At 42.5% G+C, this 25,190-nt stretch carries 25 protein-coding genes; 4 read left to right on the top strand and 21 right to left on the bottom strand.

Annotated elements, in window-relative coordinates:
• Positions 1-15 precede the first annotated feature (15 nt).
• From ABID99_RS25170 to ABID99_RS25160, 3 genes are all read right to left on the bottom strand, one after another.
• Entirely contained in the window at positions 16-579 is a 564-nt protein-coding gene (locus ABID99_RS25170) for a DNA-3-methyladenine glycosylase I (protein WP_373615469.1), read from the bottom strand.
• A complete protein-coding gene (locus tag ABID99_RS25165; protein WP_373615468.1) occupies positions 579-1,184 on the bottom strand; it encodes an ExbD/TolR family protein in 606 nt (201 codons plus the stop codon). The genes ABID99_RS25170 and ABID99_RS25165 overlap by 1 nt, the downstream gene beginning before the upstream one ends.
• Positions 1,185-1,291: 107 nt before the next feature.
• Entirely contained in the window at positions 1,292-1,639 is a 348-nt protein-coding gene (locus tag ABID99_RS25160; protein WP_090532360.1) for a carboxymuconolactone decarboxylase family protein, read from the bottom strand.
• A gap of 121 nt (positions 1,640-1,760) precedes the next feature.
• Here ABID99_RS25160 and ABID99_RS25155 point away from each other — a divergent pair, with 121 nt between their 5' ends.
• Together ABID99_RS25155 and ABID99_RS25150 are read left to right on the top strand one after the other, a co-directional pair.
• A complete protein-coding gene (locus ABID99_RS25155) occupies positions 1,761-2,138 on the top strand; it encodes a VOC family protein (RefSeq protein ID WP_090532358.1) in 378 nt (125 codons plus the stop codon).
• 127 nt (positions 2,139-2,265) lie between these two features.
• Positions 2,266-2,625: a VOC family protein gene (locus ABID99_RS25150; protein WP_373615467.1), complete on the top strand. Its 360-nt coding sequence runs from the start codon at positions 2,266-2,268 to the stop codon at positions 2,623-2,625.
• Positions 2,626-2,848: 223 nt separating this feature from the next.
• Here the strand turns inward: ABID99_RS25150 and ABID99_RS25145 are convergent, their stop codons facing one another.
• From ABID99_RS25145 to ABID99_RS25060, 18 genes are all read right to left on the bottom strand, one after another.
• Positions 2,849-3,181, bottom strand: coding sequence for an MGMT family protein (locus tag ABID99_RS25145; RefSeq protein ID WP_373615466.1), 333 nt, complete (start codon positions 3,179-3,181; stop codon positions 2,849-2,851).
• Complete coding sequence (trmB, locus tag ABID99_RS25140) at positions 3,181-3,840, bottom strand: tRNA (guanosine(46)-N7)-methyltransferase TrmB (RefSeq protein WP_373615465.1); 660 nt, start codon at positions 3,838-3,840, stop codon at positions 3,181-3,183. Before trmB ends, ABID99_RS25145 begins: the two co-directional genes overlap by 1 nt.
• Positions 3,841-4,119: 279 nt before the next feature.
• Positions 4,120-4,566 (bottom strand): hypothetical protein, encoded by a 447-nt coding sequence (locus ABID99_RS25135; RefSeq protein ID WP_373615464.1) that lies wholly within the window; start codon positions 4,564-4,566, stop codon positions 4,120-4,122.
• A gap of 3 nt (positions 4,567-4,569) precedes the next feature.
• Positions 4,570-4,920, bottom strand: coding sequence for a phage holin family protein (locus tag ABID99_RS25130; RefSeq protein WP_167516304.1), 351 nt, complete (start codon positions 4,918-4,920; stop codon positions 4,570-4,572).
• Positions 4,921-4,978: 58 nt separating this feature from the next.
• Positions 4,979-5,245, bottom strand: coding sequence for a YtxH domain-containing protein (locus tag ABID99_RS25125; RefSeq protein ID WP_090532345.1), 267 nt, complete (start codon positions 5,243-5,245; stop codon positions 4,979-4,981).
• A 163-nt stretch (positions 5,246-5,408) separates the two neighbouring features.
• Positions 5,409-6,443 carry an AI-2E family transporter gene (locus ABID99_RS25120; protein WP_090532343.1) on the bottom strand — a complete coding sequence of 345 codons (1,035 nt, stop codon included), beginning with the start codon at positions 6,441-6,443 and terminating at the stop codon, positions 5,409-5,411.
• A gap of 78 nt (positions 6,444-6,521) precedes the next feature.
• Positions 6,522-6,725: a hypothetical protein gene (locus ABID99_RS25115; protein WP_090532342.1), complete on the bottom strand. Its 204-nt coding sequence runs from the start codon at positions 6,723-6,725 to the stop codon at positions 6,522-6,524.
• A gap of 1 nt (position 6,726) precedes the next feature.
• Complete coding sequence (locus ABID99_RS25110; protein ID WP_188833643.1) at positions 6,727-8,175, bottom strand: sigma-54 dependent transcriptional regulator; 1,449 nt, start codon at positions 8,173-8,175, stop codon at positions 6,727-6,729.
• Positions 8,176-8,347: 172 nt separating this feature from the next.
• Entirely contained in the window at positions 8,348-8,953 is a 606-nt protein-coding gene (locus ABID99_RS25105; protein WP_373615463.1) for an outer membrane beta-barrel protein, read from the bottom strand.
• Between the two features lie 392 nt (positions 8,954-9,345).
• Entirely contained in the window at positions 9,346-10,077 is a 732-nt protein-coding gene (pgl, locus tag ABID99_RS25100) for a 6-phosphogluconolactonase (protein ID WP_090532338.1), read from the bottom strand.
• Positions 10,078-10,084: 7 nt separating this feature from the next.
• Positions 10,085-11,599, bottom strand: coding sequence for a glucose-6-phosphate dehydrogenase (gene zwf / locus ABID99_RS25095; RefSeq protein ID WP_090532336.1), 1,515 nt, complete (start codon positions 11,597-11,599; stop codon positions 10,085-10,087).
• A gap of 26 nt (positions 11,600-11,625) precedes the next feature.
• On the bottom strand, positions 11,626-13,050 hold the full coding sequence (gene gndA / locus ABID99_RS25090) for an NADP-dependent phosphogluconate dehydrogenase (RefSeq protein WP_176625907.1): 1,425 nt from the start codon (positions 13,048-13,050) through the stop codon (positions 11,626-11,628).
• Positions 13,047-13,673 (bottom strand): HAD family hydrolase, encoded by a 627-nt coding sequence (locus ABID99_RS25085; RefSeq protein WP_129568969.1) that lies wholly within the window; start codon positions 13,671-13,673, stop codon positions 13,047-13,049. Before ABID99_RS25085 ends, gndA begins: the two co-directional genes overlap by 4 nt.
• A 104-nt stretch (positions 13,674-13,777) precedes the next feature.
• Positions 13,778-14,866, bottom strand: coding sequence for a transaldolase (tal, locus tag ABID99_RS25080; RefSeq protein ID WP_176625905.1), 1,089 nt, complete (start codon positions 14,864-14,866; stop codon positions 13,778-13,780).
• A gap of 268 nt (positions 14,867-15,134) precedes the next feature.
• A complete protein-coding gene (gene rpiA, locus ABID99_RS25075) occupies positions 15,135-15,842 on the bottom strand; it encodes a ribose 5-phosphate isomerase A (protein ID WP_176625903.1) in 708 nt (235 codons plus the stop codon).
• A gap of 73 nt (positions 15,843-15,915) precedes the next feature.
• On the bottom strand, positions 15,916-17,919 hold the full coding sequence (gene tkt, locus ABID99_RS25070) for a transketolase (RefSeq protein ID WP_373615462.1): 2,004 nt from the start codon (positions 17,917-17,919) through the stop codon (positions 15,916-15,918).
• A 38-nt stretch (positions 17,920-17,957) separates the two neighbouring features.
• A complete protein-coding gene (locus ABID99_RS25065) occupies positions 17,958-18,713 on the bottom strand; it encodes an ROK family protein (RefSeq protein WP_090532325.1) in 756 nt (251 codons plus the stop codon).
• A 242-nt stretch (positions 18,714-18,955) separates the two neighbouring features.
• Entirely contained in the window at positions 18,956-21,340 is a 2,385-nt protein-coding gene (locus tag ABID99_RS25060; protein ID WP_373615461.1) for an alpha-L-rhamnosidase N-terminal domain-containing protein, read from the bottom strand.
• Between the two features lie 153 nt (positions 21,341-21,493).
• Here ABID99_RS25060 and ABID99_RS25055 point away from each other — a divergent pair, with 153 nt between their 5' ends.
• Both ABID99_RS25055 and ABID99_RS25050 read left to right on the top strand, forming a co-directional pair.
• On the top strand, positions 21,494-23,902 hold the full coding sequence (locus tag ABID99_RS25055) for a DUF2339 domain-containing protein (protein WP_373615460.1): 2,409 nt from the start codon (positions 21,494-21,496) through the stop codon (positions 23,900-23,902).
• Positions 23,895-25,112, top strand: a complete 1,218-nt coding sequence (locus tag ABID99_RS25050; protein ID WP_373615459.1) for a hypothetical protein — start codon at positions 23,895-23,897, stop codon at positions 25,110-25,112. The genes ABID99_RS25055 and ABID99_RS25050 overlap by 8 nt, the downstream gene beginning before the upstream one ends.
• Positions 25,113-25,190: the final 78 nt, after the last annotated feature.

Genomic DNA, 25,190 nt, shown 5'->3' with positions numbered 1-25,190 from the left:
AAATTCGTGTTTGTTTTATTTGAAGCTGCAATCAGGAATATGATCATTTACCATACCGGTGGCCTGCATGTGGGCATAACAAATAGTACTGCCGAAAAACTTAAAACCCCGCTTTTTCATGTCCTTACTGATGGCGTCAGATTCGGGGCTGGTAGCCGGTATTTTGTGCGAATGATTTACGATTGGCTTTCCATCGGGCATAAAGCTATACAGGTATCTATCAAACGAACCAAATTCTTTTTGTATACCGATGAACAGTTTAGCATTGTTGATAGCGGCTAATATTTTAAGTCTGTTACGGATGATACCCTCGTCATGCATTAAGCGCTCAACATCTTCATCGGTAAAAGCTGCCACTTTTTGCACATCAAAATTAGCAAATGCCTTACGATAGCCTTCGCGGCGGCGCAATATAGTGATCCAGCTAAGCCCGGCCTGTGCAGATTCTAATATCAGAAATTCAAATAAGGTATGATCGTCATGAACTTCTTTGCCCCATTCTTCATCGTGATATTTGATATATAATTCGTCGGTGCCTGCCCAGGAGCAGCGGATTAAGTTGTTAGTTTGATTGCTCATTATATTTGTCTTAGGTAGGAATAAATGATTGAAAATTTGGTGATTTTTTGCTGGCCTAACATGTCTATTACATTTTTGATCTCGGGGTAAGGGGTTTCTCCGTCGGCCATAATAAAAATACGTGTTAAACTATTATGTTTTTCGAATGTAGCTTTGCGCGATTCTTTTATCCATTCGGCTAATTCATCGAGCCTTAATCCCGGTTGATTGTAATAGTCTGTAGCGTTGTAGTAACCCGAAATATATTTTTTGATTTGAGCCAATGGCGTTCCGATCACATCCGTTTCGCCAAATTTATTTATCTCAGCTGGTGTGAAATCAGTGTTGTATTTATTTCCTATTTGTTTGAGTGTTGCTTCGCGTATATCTGGAGCATCAAGCTTTAGCATTAACTTTTTTTGTCCGATAAGTATAGTGGTAATGGTGAAGTAGCTATCAGGATCTGCAGTATTAAAAGAAGACCCCGTTGGCAAATTGATCAAAATAGGATAACGTATTGCGGGACGACCACTCAGCATGAGAAATGATAACACGATCAATAATAAATTGAACATCGGAAACATGTCTACGTCAAAATGCTTTCTGCGGAATTTAGGTCTGTACATGGTGTGAAAAGGTTAAGTAAAGGATTAAACAACGGCATTACAAGGAGCGAATCCTATACTGCTAAACAGGAACTCGCTTCACTCCTTATAACGACGTTGTTGCGTACTTATTTCACTTCATTTAACTCATCCCAATACTCAACAGCCCTGCGGTAATGCGGAATAACTATTGATCCGCCAACCAAATTGGCAATCATAAAGATCTCGTTCATTTCATCATGGTTGACGCCGGCTTCGTGGCATTTGCCGAGGTGGTATTTGATACAATCGTCGCAGCGTAAAACCATACTGGCTACCAGGCCGAGCATTTCTTTGGTTTTAACATCCAGTGCACCTTCGGCATAGCTGGTGGTATCAAGCGCAAAAAAGCGTTTAATGTTGGTATTGGCGGTTTCCATGATCCTGTCGTTCATTTTAGAGCGATAGGCGTCAAATTCTTCTACAAGTTTTCCCACGGGATGTTGAATTAATTATCGAGTAAATATTTAAGCTAATTAAGCTAAAATAATTAGCAATTAAAAGTATAAATCTTTATTTTTATCCGGTAACATTAATAACAAAATTTACCGGATAATTATGGAAAGCCTATCGCCCAATATTTTTGTGAAAGACATCGCCGCAACCATCAGCTTCTATGAACTGCTTGGTTTTAAAGTAGCCATGAGTGTACCCGAAACCGGTACTGATCTTGTTTGGGCCATGATGACCAATGGCAGCGTTACCATGATGTTCCAAACGTTTAGCAGTTTAGCCAATGACCTGCCTGAGATAAGCCGAGTTGATGGCGGCTCATTACTGTTGTACATCAACCTGAAAAATATCCGTACCTTTTTTGAAGAGATAAAGGATAAAGTAACCGTATTAAAAGTACTTGAAGCAACCTTTTATGGTGCAACCGAATTCTCGATAAAAGATAATAATGGTTATGTGCTTACTTTTGCCGAGCATGAATAATTAACTTATTGATTAACAAATCGTCATTGCGGAGACGAAGTAATCCCCAAACAGCAGAGCGACTAAGCAAGTTTCTCTGTATAGTTCGCGATTGCTTCGTACCTCGCAATGACGCCTTTTTCATAATATGATCAACTTTAAACGTGCCGACCATATCCAGGTTTGCGTTCCGTTAGAACGGCTGGAAGAAGCAAGGATTTTTTATACCGACGTGGTGGGGTTACAACGGATAGAACGACCGGCCTTTAATTCAAAAGGTTACTGGTTTCAGATATCAAATATCCAGCTTCATTTAAGTACCGAAGATGCTTTACCGCGCACATCGCGACATACCGCCTTTGAGGTTACTGATATTGCAGAAGCGCGACGCCATTTGGAAAGCTATGGCGTTGAGTTTTGGGAAGAACCTGTTCTTCCGGATCGCACACGGTTTTCATTTATTGATCCATTTGGAAACAGGATGGAGTTGTTGCAGTTTACGGAGTAAACTAATAACTGCTGCTGGAGCCAACAAGTATTGGGAAGATTAAATTATCTATATCTTGAAATAAAAAAAATGTCATTGCGAGCGTAGCGCGGCAATCTCGTCGCGTATAGGTCGGTCTATACTTGACTTTTATGCATTGGCTACGAGACTGCCACGTCGCGCTCACGCACCATCCAGCTCGCTCCTTACAGCAATGACATGGTTAAATGAGTTTAGCGGGAGATTACAACGCCAGCTCTACCGTAGGGTCCCAAAAAACTGTTTTAAAATCCTGCACTTGATCGTCAACCACTTTTACGCCTTCACTTTCCAGCATTTCGGCCATGCGGTTACCGCCGAAATGGGCTTTTGCAGTTAACAAACCCTGACGGTTTACTACCCTGTGTGCAGGTACCGGAGGTTTTACATTCCCGGCTGCCTGCATTGCCCAGCCTACCATCCGCGATGAGCCTTTGGTACCAAGATAGGCTGCAATAGCGCCATAGGAAGTTACCCGTCCGGGTGGAATGAGCCGGGCTACCTGGTATACTTTTTCAAAAAAATTAATGTCCTCCATCAGGCGTTTTCAGGAAATGAAAACTTAAGGTAGTTAATGTTTTTGTTATCCTTTAAATATTTTTTCTCGTAGTAAGTTTTGATAGAAAGCACATCGTCTCCATATTCCGAATGATAAAGGTCTTCGGTTCTAGCGTGAAGGTTTAGCTTTAGCTCGTCAATTTTTTCGGTGGTATAAGCGTGCAGTCCGTCGTTATCAGTTTTAAGGTTAACGCAGCCATCAGGTTTTAAAATGATGACATATTTATCCAAAAACCGGGGCGATGTCAGTCGCTTTTTTTCGCGGCTTATCTGCGGTTGCGGATCGGGAAAGGTGATCCAGATTTCGTCTATTTCGCCGGGAGCAAAATAATCAAGCAGGTTCTCGATCTGGATGCGTAAAAAAGCAACATTAGGCACACCGTCTTCGATGGCTGTTTTGGCGCCGCGCCAAATGCGGTTCCCTTTGTAGTCGATACCAATGAAGTTTTTATTGGGGAACATGCGGGCGAGGTTCACGGTATATTCGCCTTTGCCGCAGGCCAGTTCAAGCACAACCGGGTTACCATTCTTAAAAAACTCAACGGCCCACCGGCCCTTAAACGGTTTGCCGGCATCTAATTGCAATACATTACTAAAGGTTTCAACCTCGGCAAAACGCCTTAACTTATCTTTTCCCACTTTACGTTTTTAAAATAAAGCGCAAAAATATTGAAATTATTTTAACACGAATGATTTGCTTGTTGCAGAGCAATTAAATCGAATTGCACGAATTGGTTTAATGGATCTGTATAGCAGGTTTGAGAAATTCGAATAATTAGCAAAATTCGTGTGGGAATTTTTAACACGAATTGATTTGCAGATTGAGCAGCAAATAATCGAATTACACGAAGTTCAAAGATTAAACTTAATTCTAATTCGTGAAATTCGTCTCAATTCGAAAAATTCGTGTAAAAATTATTATACTACTGCCCCGCCCACCGGCTTAACATAGGGCGCGGGCTTATATTCAGCATCTTCTTTCTTTTTAGTGAACTTGGCGAAAAGCGCTTTTGCTTTGTCCCAAATGTTGCTCACGGTATCCTCATTAACATAATTTGAAGCTTTTTGTGATACCAGGCCAACCAGTGTTTTTACCAAAAAGTTGGAGTGTTTAAAAAGCGTTTTATTCAAGGTAAGCGGAATCACGAACCTGGAGATGAGGTTGAGAATATCGGGATGAAAAAAACTGGTATTTTTTACACCATCAGTATCATTTGAACGCGGGAACAGCGTAAGCACAGTCGAAAATAAAGCAGAGGGGCTGTTAACGCGCGCCTTTAAAGCCACCGATTGCTGTTTTTCAAGTGTTTTTAACCTGAATATTTCGGCTTGCAGATCGCTGATGTTGGTGATATGAAGATCCATGGTTTATCTTTTAAATATTTTTTGAATAAAGATGTTGATAAGCGGCCTTTCAAGGTGTCGTTTAAATATCTTGATAAACATGGCTATCAAAAAGTAAAGCACGGCAATACATCCAAAACCCATCCAGTAAGAGTGTAAAATATCGGCAAGAAAAAAGCCTAAAGTAACACTTGCAAAAAGAAAAGCCAGTACCATGCTTATTACAGTCACCAAATCGGCAATGATGCTTGCTAATATGGAGGTACCACCTTCAATCGCTTCGTATTTTAAAAGCTTAAACCGGGTTTCGGCATATTCCTTTAACTGATCAACTATTGGGGGTACTGGTGGTTGAGTCTCTTTTTTATCTTCCATGAGTAAGGTTATATATCCCGGATGTTTTATCCGCATCCGGGATTGGTGTTATACATGCTTATGCGTGCTCCAGGTCGTCCTGATATTCTTCTTCGGCACCTTTAATTTTCGACTTGATGTTTTCAACAACTTTGTCTTTTAAGCCAACCAGATTGTCAATTTCGGCAGCGGCAGTATCTTTTATCGACTCTCCAAGGTTTTTTAATGATTCGGTAAGCTTGTCGCGGGTTTCATTGCCTTTATCAGGTGCAAACAAAATACCTAACGCTGCCCCTGCTGCTAAACCGGCAAGCAATGCAACAACTACTTTTGAGTTATCATTCATTGTAATATAATTAAAAGTTGAACATTTTATTAGTTACGTGTAAATATCCTGCCAAATATGTGCATTTGGCACAATTATTTTTATTTAAGTATAAATTAACTTTTATCAGTCAAATAAATTTTACCCTGTGTTCACAAAACTATTCAGGGCTGTACGATATATTTTATATGCTGTTAATCCGTTCAAGCCTGTCGGCCGCCATGCGGTTTGTTTCATAAATTTCCATCAGCAGCAGGAAATAGGATAGCAGTACCGGGCCAAACACCAGGCCCAGGATCCCGAAAAGGGGCAGGCCTATAAAAACGCCTATTATCGAAATAATAGGGTGTGTGTTGGCAACGCGTTTATTAATGATCATGCGCAAAAAATTATCAATATTGCCAATGAACAATAAACCGTAAGCCAGTAATGCTACTCCCTGCCAGTTGTGCCCCTGTGCAAACAATACAATGCTTGCCGGGATACATAGCGTTGGTGCTCCTACAACGGGTAAAAACGAAATAAAGATAGCGATAACCCCCCAAAAAATCGGGTCGGGAATGCCAAATATCCAAAATCCGTTGGCGAGTAGTATTCCCTGTGTAAGTGCTATAATTCCTTGGCCTAAAACGTTTGAATAGGTAGAATCGCGCAGGGCATTGGCAAATTTCAATGCGTGCTGCTCCCTGAATGGCGCATATTTCAACAACCCGGCCTCAAATTCACGTATTTGGGTAAACATGAAATACAGTATAATATACAATACCAGCAGGGTCAATATGGTGTTGGCCGCGCTGCCCAGTATAGACGGGAAAAGACCGGTGGCAAAAGTGCCTAATTTTTGTAATGTCTCTTCGGCAAAATGAGGTTGATTAAGGTTTGCGCCGGCAAATGCGTCAATTTTTGAGATCCATTGGTCAATCGGGAGATCTTTAAGGTTGATGCTTGAAATTTTGCCCACAACCATTATGCTTAGTGTTAAGAAAGGGATCACGATAACAATAAGCGATATAAAAATAATAAGCAGGGCCACCAGCGAGCGGTTCCACCCTTTGTTTTCGGCAAGATTAATGTAAAGGGGACGAAAAATGGTGAACAGCACTACTGCGCCAAGAATTGAGCTAAACAAGCTGCTGAGCGCATATAATAAGAAACAGCCAAGTATAATGATACTCGCCAGGATAATATTGTTGCGCTGCTTATAATTGAAGACTGACATGTAGGCTGTTGATTGATACTTGCTTAAACAAAAAAACGCCAAAAAGTTTTAGCGTTTCAAGCATTAATTGCAACGCCTTTAATTGGTATCGTTAAGCAGGGTATTGATCCGGATTGAACTTATTTCTATGGTATCCATGTAAAACAAACAGTCTGATGTTGGATTGGGTATTTCATACCGTAATTGCTCAAGCGCCAGGTGAATGTTTGATAATTGATTTTTTATATCGTGCCTTAATTTGCGCATGGCCTCAGCATCGTCCTTTTCTTCATGAGCACCCATTTTACTTAAGGTTAATGGCCTTCATTTTATTATAGAGGGTTTTGCGGTCGATATTCAGGATCTCGGCAGCTTTGGTTTTGTTGAAATTAACTTCCCTTAATACCCTTATAATTGTTTCATATTCGGCCTCGAGCGCGGCATTTTTAAGGTCATGACGGGGTTCTTTAGCCTCGGGCGCTTCTACCGCATGCGCTGTGGTATGATGATGCTGCGTATAATGATTAGCCGTTTCGTATGATAATTTATAGGTCGACATTTCAAGCGGCAATGCTTTAAGCGTGATCTCATTGCCCTCGGCCAAAAGTGCTGCACGGCGGATCACGTTTTTAAGCTCGCGGATATTGCCCTGCCAGCGGTAATTCATAAAGCAATCCACAACCTCCTGCGAAAACGATTCAACGTTGCGCCCGAGCTCCTGGTTGGCTATTTTTAAAAAATGTTCGGCCAGTAAGATAATATCATGGCCGCGCTCACGTAATGGCGGCATGTAAATGCTAAACTCGTTAAAGCGATGATAAAGATCTTCGCGGAAACGGCCCTTCTGAATCCCTTCCTGCAGGTTCTCGTTGGTGGCTATGATAATGCGTACATCAAGATCTATCTCTTTGGTACTGCCTATTCTTTTGACTTTACGTTCCTGTACGGTACGAAGTAAAGCTGCCTGGATCTCGTACGAAAGGTTGCCCACTTCATCTAAAAATAAAGTGCCTCCGTTAGCCATTTCAAAGTGGCCTATTTTAGTATATAAAGCGCCGGTAAATGAACCCTTTTCGTGACCAAAAAATTCACTTGCCGCGAGCTCCTTGGTTAAAGAGCCGCAATCCATGGCTATAAAAGGCTGGTTATGCCGCGGACTGTTGAGGTGAATGCTTTTCGCTACGGATTCTTTTCCGGTACCACTTTCGCCTAAAATAATAACACTGTAGTTTGTTGGTGCCACCAGTTCTATCTGCCGGGCGAGCTCTTTTGACGCGCGGCTGGTGCCGGTTACAAATTCGGCTGCAAAAACGGTTTTTTTTACAGTGTTAACTTTAGTTTTCTCAGGTAAAATAGTCGCCTGGGGCTCCTCGTCAATTTCAACCAGGGCATGGTGTGTTTCAAGGGCCTTATTAATAGTATTTAATATTTCATCGGGATACAGCGGCTTGGTGATATAATCATAGGCCCCCATTTTAATAAGCTCAACCGCCATTTTAATATCTGAATAGCCGGTGATGATGATAACCCCTGTTTTTGGATATTGAATTTTAATATTGCGGAGCATTTCGCGGCCGTCGGTGTCTTCGAGCCTGAAATCACATAGTACAAGTTGATATTCACCATTTTTCAACGCTTCCATCCCCCCGGTACCGCTTGATGCCGTACTAACGTCAAACCCATTCCGCGTCAAAAACTTCGATAGCAATAACGCCACATTAACTTCATCATCAATGATGAGGATCCTTTTCATATTCAGCAATTATTGTGCGGTAAATGTAATATTACGTGTCAAAATACAAACAATGTGCTAATTTATACGATTTATTTAATTATAAAGGTTCATATCAACTAAAAAAACATAATAAAAAGGGGAGCCCGAATGAGCTCCCCTTTTTATATCAAGGTATGTGTAGGGCCATATATTAAAAGCCGTACGCTACACGTAAACCTATAAAGTTAACCTTGCTTGCGTCAACGCCGGTAGCATATTTGGTAGTTGCTTCGTAGCGGATACCAGCATCAATAAAACTGCTTGCACTTACCGGGAACTGAACACCAACTTGCGGAGCGTAAACAAATGCAGTTGATTTATTAGCGCCAACGTCAGATTTGTTTAGCAGGAATGCAGCACCGGCTTCACCTTGTACGTAGAAGTTGCTGATCGGGAAGTATTTCAAACCTGCTTTAACCGGGATCAAATGAAAATCGGTAGGGCTAACAGTTGTATTACCTACAACCACATCATTTTTACCAAAGATATTGTTGTAACCTGCGTTAACAGTAACAAATAACTGGTTTGAAACCACCGGGATATCAGCTTGTACCGAACCGCCTAAATTCCACTTGTAGTTATCTTTGAAATCGCCAAGAGGAATGCCTGCGTCAACACCGATGCTGTAACGGATGCCGCTTTTAGTTGTAGTTGATGTTGTAGTAGTGGTGGTAGGTGTAGATGTTTGTGCTTTTGCACCAAATGCTAAGCCTGCAAATGCAAGGGCTAATGCTGAAACTTTGAATAAATTTTTCATAACTATTGTTGTGTTTTTGATATATGTTGTTTTAAACACACAGCAAATTAACAACACAAATCAGATGCGATTTTTCATCCAAAAGTCATGAATATTTAATCGATTGATTAATAGTAATTTATTTTTTGACCCTATTGGTATTTTAGTCAGGGCAGTGTAAAATGCCGTCGTAATTGCTGTTTTTCTGTCAAAATTAACATTGGCTTAACATGTGTTTTTGACCCGAAAAATGATGAATTCTGCGTGAAATTGGGCGAAACGATTAAATATCGAAAAAAAATCCTGTGAATTTAATGTACAATGTGCATCCGGTAATCATTATAGAACCGCCAAAACAAAAAGGGCTTAAGCAAATGCCCAAGCCCTTTAGTTGGCTAAAATAATAGCGGATATTATTCTTTATTCTCCAATTCGGCAGCAGCCGGTTCGTCGAGGAACCATTCTACTTCGCCGGATATGGAATCAATAAGCTGCGCCGGATAAAGCTCAATGTCCTCATCATCTTCCAGGATGTGTTTTACAGCTTCGGCTTTACCTGCGCCGTAAACTAAGAATGCTATTTGAGCAGCATCATTAATAAGCGGTGCGTTGAGGGTAATGCGCCATACCTGCTGGTCTTCAAGCCATACTTCCTTTACGCCGGGTACACGGTCATGCAGCACCGGTGTATAAGGGAATAATGATGCGGTGTGCGAGTTATCGCCTAAGCCTAACAGCACCAGGTCAAAACTAGCTTCGCCATCATCAAAAAACGCCGAGATCACCTCCCAGTATTTGGCAGCGGCTTCGGCAGGGCCAAACGATGTCTCAACCGGGAAAATCTGTGCCGGACTGATCATCAATGGCTCAAACAACGCTTTTTTTGCCATTAGGTAGTTGCTGTCCTTATGGTCATGTGGCACGTTGCGCTCATCGCCAAAAAAGAAGAAAACCTTTTCCCAGTTCACCTGGTCGGCGTATGTTGTTGAAGCTAATAGTTCGTATAGCTTTTTAGGTGAGCTGCCGCCCGAAAGCGCCACACTGAACTTCCCGTTTTTGTTAATAGCTTCGGTAGCCAGGGTAACAAAGTGATCTGCCAGCCCGGTTAAAACTTCACCTTCCGTGTTATAGATATTCAGTTTCATCAGCTTTTTATTTTTTACCGTTTACAGGTAAAGTAAACCAATTATAACCGTCGCGGGCAATTAAAGCTTCTGCTGCTTCAGGGCCCCATGAATCGGCCGAATAATTAGGGAAGTTAAGGCTCTTTTTATTTTGCCATGTGTTTAGTATCGGCATTACCAGTTCCCATGCTGCCTCAACCTGGTCACCACGCATAAACAGGGTTTGATCGCCCATCATGGTATCCAGGATCAGTGTTTCATAAGCTTCAGGCGCCTGGTTGGTATAAGTACCTTTATAGTCAAACACCATATCAACGGCGTTTAATACCATATCGATACCCGGGCGTTTAGCCTGAACCTGCAAACGGATGCTCATCTCTGGCTGAATGCTGATGATCAACCTGTTTTGCTGCCAGCTTTCAGTAGCTTCGGCCGGGAAAATCTGGTGAGGGACATCTTTAAACTGGATAGTGATAACTGAAGATGACTGGTGCATTCTTTTACCTGTACGCAAGTAGAATGGTACACCTTGCCAGCGCCAGTTGTCGATGAAGAACTTAATTGCTGCAAAAGTTTCGGTATTTGATTCCGGATTAACTTTTGGTTCTTCGCGGTATCCCGGTACTTCTTTACCTTTCATCCATCCGCTGCCGTATTGGCCCCTAACTGTTGAGTTACGTACGTCTTCAGCGGTAAACTTGCGCATTGCTTTCAATACGTCAACTTTGCGGTCGCGTACTTCGTCGGCGCTAAAACTGATAGGAGGTTCCATAGCCACGTGGCAAAGCAATTGCAGCAGGTGGTTCTGGATCATATCCCTCATCGCACCTGAGCCATCATAATAGTCGCCGCGTTCTTCAACGCCCAATTGCTCGGTAACTGAAATTTGTACGTGCTCAATATGGTTACGGTTCCATAACGGCTCCATAATGGAGTTGGCAAAACGGAAAGCCATGATATTTTGAACAGTTTCTTTACCCAGGTAATGATCGATACGATAGATCTGGCATTCATCAAAAATGCTTTTCAATAACTGGTTCAGATCTTTTGCAGTTTCCAGGTCGTGTCCAAATGGCTTCTCAATGATGATCCTTACACGTTTTTTATCATCGGCCAGTTTAGCTTTTGATATGTTTGAGGCAATGATCGGGAAGAAATTAGGCGCTACCGCAAGGTAAAACAACACGTTTGCCTTAGTTTTCCACTCGGCGTTGTGTTTCTCAATGCGTTTGCCAAATTCTTTGTATGTTTCAAAATCAGTAGCGTCAGATACCTGGTAATAAACGTTTTTTACAAATTCGGCCCATTGTTTATCATCCGTTTTACCGCTGCGCGAAAACTGGTTGATATCTTTATATAGGTTTTCTCTGAACTGCTCGTCGGTTAGCTTGGTACGACCGGTACCAATGATTGAAAATTGTTTGGGCATCCATCCATCTAAAAATAGATTATATAGGGCCGGCGCAATTTTCCGGGAGTTCAAATCTCCCGTTCCACCAAAAATGATAAATATGGTAGGGTCTGATTTAGCTGTTGTGCTCATTGTTTTGTTTTAATTAATAGCGTCAATTAGTCGTTTGCCGGAGCCCATTGTGTATGGAAGGTGCCTTCTTTACCAATCAGCTCATAAGTGTGCGCGCCAAAATAATCACGCTGGGCCTGGGTAAGGTTTGAAGGCATTCTTTCGCTGCGGAAAGCATCAAAATAGCTCAATGCTGAAGCATAACCAGGAGCAGCAACACCGGCAGCAATAGTAGCCGATAATACTTTCCTGATGCCTGGTAAGGTACCGGCAACCAATGCCTGTATATCACTGTCAAGCAACAGGTGAGGCAGTGCCTGATCTTTATTGTAAGCGTTGTAAATGTCATTCAAAAACTCTGAACGGATGATACAGCCGCCTCTCCAGATCTTGGCAATTTCGCCTAAATGTAGGTCATATTTATATTCTTCAGATGCTTTGGTAAGCAGGTGCATACCCTGTGCATAAGTAAGGATGCTGGTAAAATAGAAAGCCTGCTCTAAAGCAACCAATAACTCCTCCTTATCGCCTTTAAGCTCGATAGGGTCGTTATAAAGGGCAGAAGCTTTTTCGCGCAGTGATTTGTATTTTGAAAGATCGCGCATAGATACCGATGTATCGATGGTTGGGATTGGAGTTACCAAATCCATAGCCACCTGCGACGTCCATTTACCTGTGCCTTTAGCTTTCGCTTCGTCCTTAATATCATCTAACAATAAATGATCGGTTCCAGGTGCTTTGTATTTGAAAATATCTTTGGTGATATCTAAAAGGAATGACTGTAAACGGCCTTCGTTCCATTTAGTGAACAGATCGCCAATTTCGTCGTTACCTAACTTTAAGCCTTTTTTAAGGATCTCATAAGTTTCGGCAATTACCTGCATGATACCGTACTCGATACCATTGTGAACCATTTTAACAAAGTGACCTGATGCGCCAGGGCCAATGTAAGTAACACAAGGTTCGCCATTAACTTTAGCAGCGATGGCTTCAAAAATAGGTTTCATCACAGCATAAGCATCCTTATCACCGCCCGGCATCATGCTTGGGCCGCGACGGGCACCCTCTTCACCGCCTGATACACCCATACCGAAGAAATGCAGGCCTTTAGCCTCCAGTTCCTCAACACGACGGTTTGTATCAGTAAAGTGCGAGTTACCGCCATCAATCAGGATATCGCCTTTTTCCAATAACGGGGTTAATTCCTCAATTACAGCGTCAACAATTTTACCGGCAGGCACTAACATCATGATAGCCCTTGGTGTGGTAAGGCTGTGTATAAATTCTTTAACATCGGCAAAGCCCTTGGCGGCCCTGTCACCAGCTTCCTGGTTCAATGAATCTACTTTACCGGTATCTTTATCGTGCCCGGCCACCGCGAAGCCATGATCGGCCATGTTCAGCAGCAGGCTGCGACCCATAACACCCAGGCCTATCATACCAAAGGCGTATTTATTTTCTGTTGCGCTCATGTTGTTTTGAGGTTTTCTTTTTTAAGAGTTTCTAAAATTTTCTTAGTGTTTTCGAGGCTGGTATGCTGGAACGACCGGATGCCTAATTTTTGCGCGGTATCGACAAACATTTTCCTGTCGTCGAAATAAACGCATTGCTGAGGCGATACCTGGGCTATACCCATAGCTAACTGCCAGATACCCGGATCAGGTTTACGCATTTTTACTTCGCATGATGATACAAAGGCATCAAAACATTCATGCAGCTTAAACTTACGTACCCTATAATCGTTTAGCTCCTTACCCTCGTTGTTCACTGATATAATGCGGAAGCCGCAATCTTTTTTCCAATCTTTCAGGAATTGCAGCATAGGCAATTCAACAGAGGTAGAATAGATAAAATCCTTAAAATCTTCGCGTACAAAATCCCGCGGGTGGTTAAATATCACCGTATCAAGGTATTCGTCGAGCGTGATGCTACCAATTTCATATACGTTAAAAATGAAATTATGCAGCGCGTTAACTTCGTCGTAATCAAGGTTAAAACGTTTGGCCGCTTCTTCGCGCGCCTCATGCCCCCATCCGTTCGACAGCAAAATGCCGCCCACGTCAAAAAAAAGGATCTTCAGATCAGCAACTTCCATAGATGTATTTGTATTGAAGTCGTTAGCCTAAGTCCTAAGTTCAAAGTCAAAGAGATAATCCCGACTTCGAACTTAAGACTTCCGACTTAAGACTTAGAACTTGATTACTTATTCTTCTGTGTTTCGATGGCGTTCAACAACTTTTCAAATGGCTTGTTGAATTTTTCGATGCCTTCATCTTCTAACTGCTGGGTTACAGCAGCAAGGTCGATACCTAAAGATGGTAGTTTGGCTAAGATCCCGGTAGCTTTATCTAAACCGGTTTCTAACGTGTTTGCAGCAACACCATGATCACGGAAAGCGTCAACAGTTTCCAAAGGAACGGTATCAACTGTGTCCGGGCCAATTAATGCCTCAACATATTTGGTATCTTTAAAAGCAGGGTTTTTACTACCTGTACTTGCCCATAATAAACGCTGTGGTTGTGCACCTTGCTCGGCAAGTTTTTTCCACCTTTCGCTGCTGAATACCCTTTTATAAATTTCGTATGCTTTTTTAGCTGATGCGATTGCGACCTCACCATACAGCTCTTTTTCGCCTTTTGCTTCAATGATCGGGTCCACAACAACATCAATACGGCTCAGGAAGAAACTGGCTACTGACGCAATGTGGGCAATTTTATGACCTGCAGCTAAGTGCTCTTCCAAACCGGCAATGTAAGCTTCGGTTACTTCTTCGTAACGCTCTAAACCAAACAGCAGGGTAACGTTAATGTTGATGCCTTTTGCAATAGATTGCTGAATAGCGGCCAAACCTGGTTTAGTGCCAGGGATTTTGATCATTACGTTTTCGCGGTTAACTTTTTTCCAAAGTTCTTCGGCTTGTTTAGCAGTACCTTCAGTATCTAAAGCCAGGAACGGAGAAACCTCAAGGCTTACGTAACCATCAACTTTGTTTGATTCTTCGTAAACGCCTTTAAACAGGTCGGCAGCAGCCTGGATATCTTTAACAGCTATTTCAAAAAACAGCTTTTCGTTGTCGCTTTCAGATTTGAGCGCGGCAATATCAGCATCATAATCAGAACTGCTGCTGATAGCCTTTTCAAAAATTGCAGGGTTTGAAGTAACGCCGCGTACGCCGTCAACGTCAATTAATTGTTTAAGTTTTCCTGATGAAATGATCTCACGGTCAATAAAATCAAGCCAGATACTCTGACCAAAACCATGTATCTGCGCTACGTTATTAGTTGCCATAATAGGGTTTGTTTTTGTGTTTGTTAATTATTTTGTTAAAAGCGCGATGAAGGTAGTAAAAATTGCTACCAAATCGGTCTATTATGTAAAGTTCTTAATAAGAATGTCAGTAATTGTAAGATTTATATCATACTTTGTTAACATTTCCGGGGTAAGTCTGCAGTTTTTAGCAGTAAATGCCGGTTTTTAGTCTTAAATTAGAATTAGCAAATCAAAAGTCTCATTTTCTTTAAGATTTCGGACTAAAGATGTCGACTTAAGGCTAAATCTAACTGTTCGAGGCCATGATAATATTTACATCAAAGCCGATAAAAAGCCCGCTTTCAATTACACCTGTTATCGATTTAATATCCCTTTCAAAACTTTTACCAATTTCATCGAATTTGCAATCCAATACAAGGTTGCCATTTTCTGAAATTATCGGGCCGTCTTTACCTTTTGCCGGACGGATAGCTATTTCGATGGCCCCTAAACTTTTCAGCTCCTTTTCCACATAAGGCAATGCCTGCGGGAAAACCTCGATAGGTACCGGAAATTTCGAGCCTAATTTATCAACCATTTTCGACTCATCAACTATAATATAACTTACTTCACTTGAGCTGATGAGCAACTTCTCTTTAAACATAGCCCCGCCGCGCCCTTTGATCAGGCTTTTGTCGGGGTCAACCTCATCTGCTCCGTCAAAAAGCCAATCGGGTTTATATTCATACAGTGTTGTAACAGGCAAACCTAATTTGGCGCAAAACATAGAAAGCTCTACCGAAGTAGGGATAGCCTTTACATTCAGCTTTTCATCTTTTACCCTTTGGGCAATGGCCACCAAAGCCAGGTATGATGTTGAACCCGAGCCAACACCTATAATATCGCCATCCTTAACTTTTGCCGCTATTTCGGCAGCTACCTTTTGTTTGCCTTCGATATTGATAATCTTATCGGCCCACTCCAGGTTATTTATCAGGTTGCTGTTCCAGTTCATGTTAGTTTAGAATCAAGAAGTCAAGAGTCAAGAGCCAGGAAAATCTTGATTCCTGACTCTTGATTTCTTGCCTCTATAAAAGAGCTTTTGCTTTTTTAACAACGTTATCAACAGTAAAGCCGAAGTGTTTGTACAGGTCTTCGGCAGGGGCCGATTCACCAAAGGTGGTCATGCCCAGCATATCGCCTTCGTCGGTGATGTATTTGTGCCAGCCCATTGGTGATGCCATTTCAACCGCCAAACGTTTTTTACTTGCTTTAGGGAATACTGATTCTTTATAAGCCGCATCCTGTTTTTCAAACAATTCCCATGATGGCATACTTACCACGCGGGTTGAAATGCCTTCAGCTTCCAGTTTTTCCTGTGCCTGCATAATTAAAGCGACTTCAGATCCGGTAGCGATCAGGATCAAATCAGGGCCTTTGCTGCCTTCTGAAAGGATGTAAGCACCTTTTTCCAGGTTTTCGGCTTTGCCATATTTGTCCTGATCAAGGATAGGTAAGCCCTGACGGGTGAAGATCAGCACAGTTGGGCCGCCTTTTTTCTCGATGGCAACACGCCATGCATGCGCGCTTTCGTTGGCATCAGCCGGACGGATCACGGTTAAGTTTGGTATCGAACGTAAAGAAGCCAATTGCTCAATAGGCTGGTGAGTAGTACCATCCTCGCCCAAGCCGATACTGTCATGGGTATAAACAAAAATCGGGTTTATTTTCATGATGGCTGCCAAACGGATTGGCGGGCGCATATACTCAGAGAACATCAGGAACGTAGCCCCAAAAGGTAATAAGCCTTTGGTTAAAGCCATACCGTTTAACGCAGAACCCATGGCATGCTCACGGATTCCGAAGTGGAAGTTGCGGCCTGCACGGTTTTCTGATGTAAACGAATCGTACTCTTTCAGGTTTGTTTCTGTTGATGGAGCAAGGTCGGCCGCACCGCCAATAAGGTTTGGCAATGCCGGCGCAATAGCGTTTAATACTTTGCCTGAAGCCTGGCGGGTTGCCATTTTAGGGTCCGAACCTTTAAATACCGGCAATTTATCTTTCCAGCCCGCAGGTAGTTCGCCTTTCGCGGCAGCTTCGTATTCGGCTGCTAATTCAGGGAATTTTGCTTTATAATCTGCAAATAATTTGTTCCATTTTTCTTCAACTGCAGCGCCGCGTGCACCTTTTTTGTGATAGTAATCCAGCACCTCGTCAGGTACGTTGAATGATTTTTCAGGATCGAAACCGAAGAATTGTTTTACCAGTTTAATTTCATCGGCACCCAGCGGCGAACCATGTGAACCTGCAGTGCCCGATTTATTAGGGCTGCCATAAGCTATCAGCGAACGAACGCGGATAAATGACGGTTTCTGAGTTTCGGCTTTAGCATTGATGAGGGCCAGCTCAAGCGCATGGGTGTCATTAACATCTGTCAAATCCTGTACGTGCCAGCCGTATGCGCGAAAACGGGCGCTTACATCTTCATTAAAAGCAATATCAGTGCTGCCTTCAATTGAGATGTGGTTGTCATCATATAAATAGATCAGGTTACCCAATTGCAGGTGACCAGCCAGTGATGCCGCTTCTGAAGTTACGCCCTCCATCAAGTCGCCATCACTGCAGATGGTGTAAATATTGTAATTGAATAGCTCGAAACCTGCCTTATTGTAACGTGCGGCCAAATGTTTTTGCGCGATAGCGAAACCTACCGCGTTGGCAAAGCCCTGTCCCAGCGGACCGGTAGTTACCTCAATGCCCGGGGCCAAGCCATATTCGGGGTGACCGGCAGTTTTGCTGTTTAGCTGGCGAAACTGTTTGATATCATCTAAAGAAAGATCATAGCCCATTAAATACAAAAAGTTGTACTGTAAAATACAAGCATGGCCTGCCGAAAGGATAAACCTGTCGCGGTTTGCCCAATCAGGGTTTTTAGGGTTGTAGTTCAAAAACTTTGTCCATAAAACGTGGCCCATCGGTGCCAGCGCCATAGCTGTACCCGGGTGGCCTGAGTTTGCTTTTTGCACAGCATCGGCTGCCAATACCCTTACGGTATCAATCGCCAATTTTTCTATGTCTTGTTGGTTTTCCATTTTGTTATCAGGTATTGTAGTTAGTGTTATTTTTTAATTTATTCGGTAGGTGTTGCAATTTTTCGTTTGGTTTTACTTTCGTCCTCGCTGAGCCAAAGCCTCGCGCCACCTTTGATACCATCGGCATTGGTAACTATCTTCATATTTTTGTCGAGCTTAAAAGTAAGCTCATCTGAATTGCCGCCGCCAATGTATAAAGTATCGTAATTGAATACAGTTTTCAATATTTTGAAAACCTTTTTCATGCGTTTGTTCCATTTCTCTTTGCCTTCTTTCTCCAAAGCCTTCTCGCCGATATAGTTATCATAGGTAATACCTTCTTTTATCGGGAGGTGCGCCAGCTCAAAGTGGGGCAATAAATGACCGTCCATTAACAAAGCAGTACCAAAACCTGTGCCCAGGGTTATCACCATTTCGAGGCCTTTCCCGGCAACTACGCCAAGCCCCTGCATATCGGCATCGTTTACCACCTGTGTTGGTTTGCCTAATGCTTTTTCCAGTTTTTTGCTTAAATCAACATCGGCCCAGTAATCGGTACCAAGGTTAGGCGCGGTTTTAACAACCCCGTTTTTTACATAACCCGGAAAACCAACCGATATTTTATCATATGCCGGAAAATCCTTCACAAGGGTGTTGATAGCTTTTATAACGTTTTCGGGATTTGCAGGAGCGGGAGTAGGTATCTTGTCGTACTCCATTTTTAAATCCCCTTTTTTATTCAGGATAGTGGCTTTAATGTGTGATCCACCGATATCGATTGAGAGAACCCTTAATTGGGATGGTGTTTTTTTCATTTAGCGTAATTTATTTAGCTGGTTAGCAATTTGGTGAAACCCTTAGTTCCCAGCGCATAAATATCACATTTTAATAATATCAAATTGTTAAATAATGCGATAAAATCAATTTATCCCATTAAAGCAACAAAGGTAAAGTTAGCGTTGCTTTTATTTAACGAGTCAATATTTAAAAGTATTTTACTTATGCGTGGCAAAATCAGTGCAATTAAGGTAAAATGTAAATACCCCGGTTATTTTTTTCAAATGCTTAAACTGTTATTACCTGTTTTAAGTGTAAAAGTTTTTCCTTTCCACACAAAAATGCCCGATGTGTTTTTGGGGAGCGCTATGTTGATACTCCATTTTCCTTTATCGAACACATATTTGGCATAAACTTTTCCGTTAGGGTGAGGCACTTCACCGCTGATATTTCTGATCTGGCCCAAATGCGGCTCAATTTTTATTTTGCTGAAACCCGGCGCGTACGTATCCACGCCTAAAACAGTACGGTAAAATTCAATATTCGGACTTGCACCCCAGGCGTGACAATCGGAGCGGTTATGGTCAAGGTCGGAGATTTCGGCCCAGGTGGTTAAGCCCATTTTGATATTATCCCGCCAGATGTTAAGCCAGTTTAAATAATCATCGCCGAAACCGCCTTTAACCATGGCCTGGTGCAGGTAATATTTAAAGTAGATAGTGCATTTGGTGAGTGTGCTGTCATTCAATAATTTTAAGCTGATGTTATGCGCTGTGGCATTGGATACCATACCTGCTAATATTGCTATAGAATTGGTATGCTGCGAAAATAATTGCTTGTCCTCGGTATCGGCATAAAGTTTTTTGCCAGCATCCCAGTATTTACTTTGGATAGCGGTTTTTAATTGCGCTGCTTTGGCCTTGTACATTTCAGCAAACGCGGGCATTCCCATTTTTGCTTCTATTTCGGCGGCCTGCCGATAGGCCCACATCAACTGCAGATCTAATATAGCCGAAGTGCCTTTGGCGCTTTTAGGGGCCTGGCCAAAATCCCAGCCTTTGTCATTAACCCAGTCAACAAATGTCCAGTACGGGGTATCTTTTAAGGAGCCATCGGCTTGCTGATACTTGCTGAAAAAATTGAGCACATCGCGCATGCCGGGCAGCTTGTCTTTAATAAATAAACTATCGGGCCGGTACATCCAGTAATCATGCAGCATGCCGATATACCAGAGCGAAAAGGTGGAAATAATTTGGGGCGAGAATGAGGGGTGGCGGCTCAGTGTGATGCCCTCGGCCAGACGGGAATGATCCATCTGGTTGATGGCGTTGCGCACCAGGCGGTCATCGCCGCTATTATAAAAAGATACCAGCGCCTGGATGCGGGTATCGCCAACGTATTGCAGCTGTTCGTAGTATGGACAGTCGGTATAGGTTTCACCAGCGCAAAGGCGGGCGGTGCGCCAGCCAATATCCAGCATCTGCTGCATTTCGGGGTTGGAAGTTTCCAGTTTAGCATTCATTTTAAATGGATACCCGGTGAATGTTCCATAGATATCGTCAATAACCAATGGCTCATCTTTGGTGGTTATTTTTACTTCGATATACCTGAAAGTGCGCCATGTTAAGGTAGTAAATGAATTGCCGGAGGCGCCGTCAGCAACTATGCTGTCGCGCCTGCCAACAAAGATCTTTCCATCCACATCATTCCGGTTACCTTTAACCGGGCCTTCCGGGCCACTTAAACTTTTAAAAAGCGATTCGGTATAAGTAATGCCAATACCGGCGTTTTTGCCCTTGCTGAAATTGAGGGTTAAAAACGCGTTAGTTAAATAGGTTTGATCGAGCAATAAAGTAGCCGACGTATTAGCCGGGATAATACCCGCTGTTTTTGTTGCCGGGAATGTAGATGAAACAGTTACCCCATCCGCCTTCCGTAAAACCGGGATCCTTTGCAAGGTCATTTCCATGGCGGGTATTGACGATGGAACCAGCATCCAGCCAAAGGCATTGGTTACGCCTTTGGGATTTCCGTTGTCAATACGGATAGCATTTTTCCAGCTACTGTCATCAAGCCCGGTCGTGTTCCAATCTTTTATAGAGAGGTTTAAATCTATCCGCTCGCCCGGCCCGGCAACATAATAGGGATGCCAGCCTATACCGGTGATAGGCTTAAATGATTTATCACGGATACATTTCCAGGTTTTATTGGTATTGATTATTTCTTCATTTGGCGTATCGCCCTGCATAATGAAACCTGTTTGTAAGGAGATCTGTGCTTCGGGGCGATAATCGCCATCATTCCAAACTACAGCGGCAATGAGGTTTTTGCCCGGCTGAAGATATGGTGCCAGATCAACCGTTTCATAATTCCAGTAATAGGTATCTCCGCGGGCGGGGCCTAACGAAACCAAAGTTTGGTTAACATATAATTTATAACGATTATCTGCCGATATATGAACGACGAAGGAAGCAGGCTTAGCTGAAAGCTCAATGCTTTTCCTGAAGTAATAAACGCCATATTCTTTTAATGATTCCTGTGGAACAGTGATCCACGATGCTTTCCACTGGTGTTTTAAAAGCGCCGGACTGATGGTTTGCGCATAGGTGGATGCTGTAATAAAAAGAAAACACAAAAAAAAGTAACGTTTAAAAGATGTCTTCATGAAATAGGGTGGTTTATAGGTGATCGGCATTTGCCTGTACAGCTAAATTACAATTAAAGCTTTAATTTATATGCAATATGCCTATTGGCCGGCAGGCCTGATAGTGGAATATTTCATAATTCCGTTATCTTTATTTTTTACAAACCTAAAACTATGGATGTATTAGCCGTCTTTTTATTAGTGGTGATCATTATAATAATGCTGAACCACAAGGGCAGTTTAAACAATAAGATCAAAGAACTTGAATTTAGAATATTCGAACTAAAAGGTATTATTGAACAGCTTAAGATAACCCGGCCGGGTGCTGAAGATGTCAAAAAAGCAGAAGAACGGGCACCTGCAATCATAGCTCCGCCACCTGCACCTTTTATACCAGAACATCCTGTTGAAAAACCGAAAGCTCCTGTTGAGGCAGAGATAAAACCAGAACCTATTACACCTCCAAAAATTGAACGGCAGCCCGAAGTTATTGAAGACAGCCAGTCGATTATCAATCGCCCTATAAAAACACGCGATTTTAGGCCCGCGAAACCTTTGCAGCCCAGGCCGTCTTTCTTTGAGCGCCATCCCGACCTGGAAAAATTCATTGGCGAAAATCTCATCAATAAAATAGGCATAGCCATCCTGGTGCTGGCCATTGGCTTCTTTGTAAAATATGCTATCGATAACGATTGGATAGGCTTAGTAGGCCGCGTGGGCATAGGTATTGTTTGCGGCGGTATTTTGATTGGTGTTGCACACGCACTCCGCAACAGTTATAAAGCGTTCAGCTCAGTATTGGTGGGCGGTGGTCTGGCTGTGTTTTATTTTACCATAACGCTGGCCTATCAACAGTTTAACTTGTTTAATAGCCAAACAACAGCATTCATCATTTTAATTGTGATCACCATTTTTGCAGTGGTACTCTCCTTATTATATGATAAGCAGGAACTGGCCGTAATTGCTTTGGTTGGCGGTTTTGCCAGTCCTTTTATGGTGAGCAACGGAAGCGCCAACTATAACGGCCTGTTTATTTATCTGCTGATATTAAATACCGGGCTGCTCATCATTGCGTACTATAAAGCATGGAGGGTGCTTAACATTGTTTCGTTTGGTTTTACGGTAATTGTTTTTTCAACGGTGCTGTATACACTTAAACCTCCTACCTACCATTTCGGCTTTATTTACGCCAGCATTTTTTACGCGCTTTACTTTTTTATCAACATAGCCAACAACGTACGCGAAAACAAAAAATTTATCGCGTCCGATTTCAGCATTTTGCTGCTCAATACCGGGTTATATTTTGCTACCGGCCTGTACCTGTTAACCATGATGCATGCTGAGCAATACCGGGGTTTGTTTTGTATTTGCCTGGCTGTGGTAAACCTGGTGCTTTCATACGTCCTGTTCCGCAATCGTAAGGTGGATACTAATATTTTGTACCTGCTTATCGGCATTACGCTCACGTTTATTTCGTTAGCTGCTCCTATTCAGTTGCATGGCAATAACATTACCATTTTCTGGGCTTCGGAAACGGTGCTGCTTTACTGGTTGTACCTGCGCTCGGGCATCCAGCTTATAAAATATACATCTGTGTTTTTATGGATAGCCATGCTGCTGAGCTTGTTAATGGATCTGTTCCAAACTTATGGTAACTACAGTTTGAGTTTGACCATTATTGCCAATAAGGGTTTCATCACTACACTATTCGCTGCTGTGAGTTCATTTTTACTTTCGGTATTGGTTAAAAAGGACGCAACCAAGCTGGAGCATACCAATGTTTTCACCGATCAACTTTTTGGGGTAGCCGCGCTTGTGCTTTTATTTTTAAGCGGTCTGCTGGAAATCAACCACCAGTTCCTGAACCATTACCCGGATACCAACCTTAATATTTTATATGCGATGGTGTATACGCCTGTGTTTGTATTTATCTACTATACGTCATCGCCCAAAATACAGGTTATCAATTTTAGCAGCAACACAAAATTTGTGATACTGTTCATCTGCCTGGTTGTTTACCTGTTACTTACACCACAATATTATTCGCTGCAACATTTGATGCTCGAAACTAAGAAGCCGTCGATCAGTCATTTTATGGCACATTGGATTGGTGCTGTATTTATCGGTCTGTTGTTTTACAGGGTGATCCGCTTATGTCAGCAAAATATGAACGAAGGCCTGAAAAAAGCGTTTACCTGGGTATTAAGCGCGGGCGTTGTATTGTTTTTAAGTTTTGAGGTGAGCCTGATGAGCAACCTGCTATTTTTTAGTAAAGCTAATTCTATCGATCAAATAGAAACCGTATACGTAAAAACCGGCTTACCCGTATTATGGGGACTGCTTTCCTTCGCATTGATGTGGCTGGGCATGAGGTACAAACTGCGGGTGATGCGTGTAGCTTCGCTAACGCTGTTCTCGCTCACACTATTAAAATTATTTTTGTTCGATATTAAAAACATCCCGGTTTGGGGTAAAATAGCTGCTTTCTTTTGTTTGGGAGTACTATTGCTTATTGTGGCCTTTATGTACCAGCGAACAGCAAAAAGATCCATTGCCGATGATGAAGCTAAAAAAAATGAATAAGCTAATACTTTTAACACTGCTGCTTTGCGGGGCTATATTACCGGCATCGGCACAAAAAAATTTTAAATATAAAGCCGCGCTGCACAAGATTGACAGCACCGGTTTTTACCGCATTGGCTTACAGCCGGAATTGGTAGCAAAGGCCAAACCCGACCTGTCGGACATTCGCATTGCAGACGCGAAAGGCGACTTTGTGCCTTACATCCAGGCTGGCAGCCTGCCGCAAAGAAGCCAGCAAAGCTTTGTTGTTTTCCCGGAGATCAGTAACACGCCAAAAACCGATACCAGTACTGTTTTTATCATAGAAAATAAAACCGGACTGGTACTCGACCGCCTTTGGATCAGGCTGCAAAACACAGCCGTAAAACGTAAAGTGAACCTGCTGGGCAGCGATGATCTGAAACAGTGGTTTGCCATCCAGGAAGAGATCCCCTTGCAGGAAGCTGTACAAAACAGTGAAGGCACCTACCTGCAATCGTTATCCTTCCCGGCGAGTAACTATCGCTATTTAAAAATCCAGGTAAACGATAAAAACAAAAACCCGGTTAAGTTTTTGGAGGCCGGCATTTATACAGAGTACGCATCAACAGTTCAAAGTTACACGCCTGTTGCGCCTTTAGACATCACCCGTACCGATAGTAATAAAACTACCTTTATCGACATTAAGCTGAACGATAATTACCAGGTAAACAAATTGCACCTCAATATCAGCGCACCAAGGTATTATAAACGAAGTGTTACCGTTTGCCAGTTTATAAACAATGGCAGGGAGCTCTTGAGCGAAGCCGAACTGTCATCAGATAAAACAACTGATCTGTTAATTGCAGCAAAAGCCAACCACCTGTTAATAGAGATAAGCAACGGCGATAATCAGCCGCTGAGCATCGGCGAGATCAAAGCGTTTCAATCTGACGAATATTTGATCAGCTACCTTGAAGCCAAGCAAAGCTATCGGTTCCTGGTCGGCGATCCTTCAGCTCAGGCACCGGAATATGATCTTAAGTTTTTTGCTGATAGTATTGGAGGGAACACCCCGGTTATTAAACATGAGGCTGTTGTTAAAAATACCGGCTATGCAGTGGCAGCAAAACCTGCCGGGAAAGATTACACTGTACTGATTTGGGTGGCTATTATTGTTTCGTTAGGGTTGTTGTTGTTGTTGACTTTGAAGATGACCAGGGAGGTGAAGAAAAAGGAAGGGGAAAGATAAGATTTACACCCTTTAAATTTAGGATGAGATTGGATGTAGAGGTTTGCCCATCCCGGCAGACTTATACTTTAGAGCAAA

The organism is Mucilaginibacter sp. OAE612 (genome assembly GCF_041806395.1).
GTDB classification, from domain to species: domain Bacteria; phylum Bacteroidota; class Bacteroidia; order Sphingobacteriales; family Sphingobacteriaceae; genus Mucilaginibacter; species Mucilaginibacter rubeus.
The sequence above is the reverse complement of the archived record's forward strand: the minus strand, read 5'-3'. Positions and strand labels throughout refer to the sequence as shown.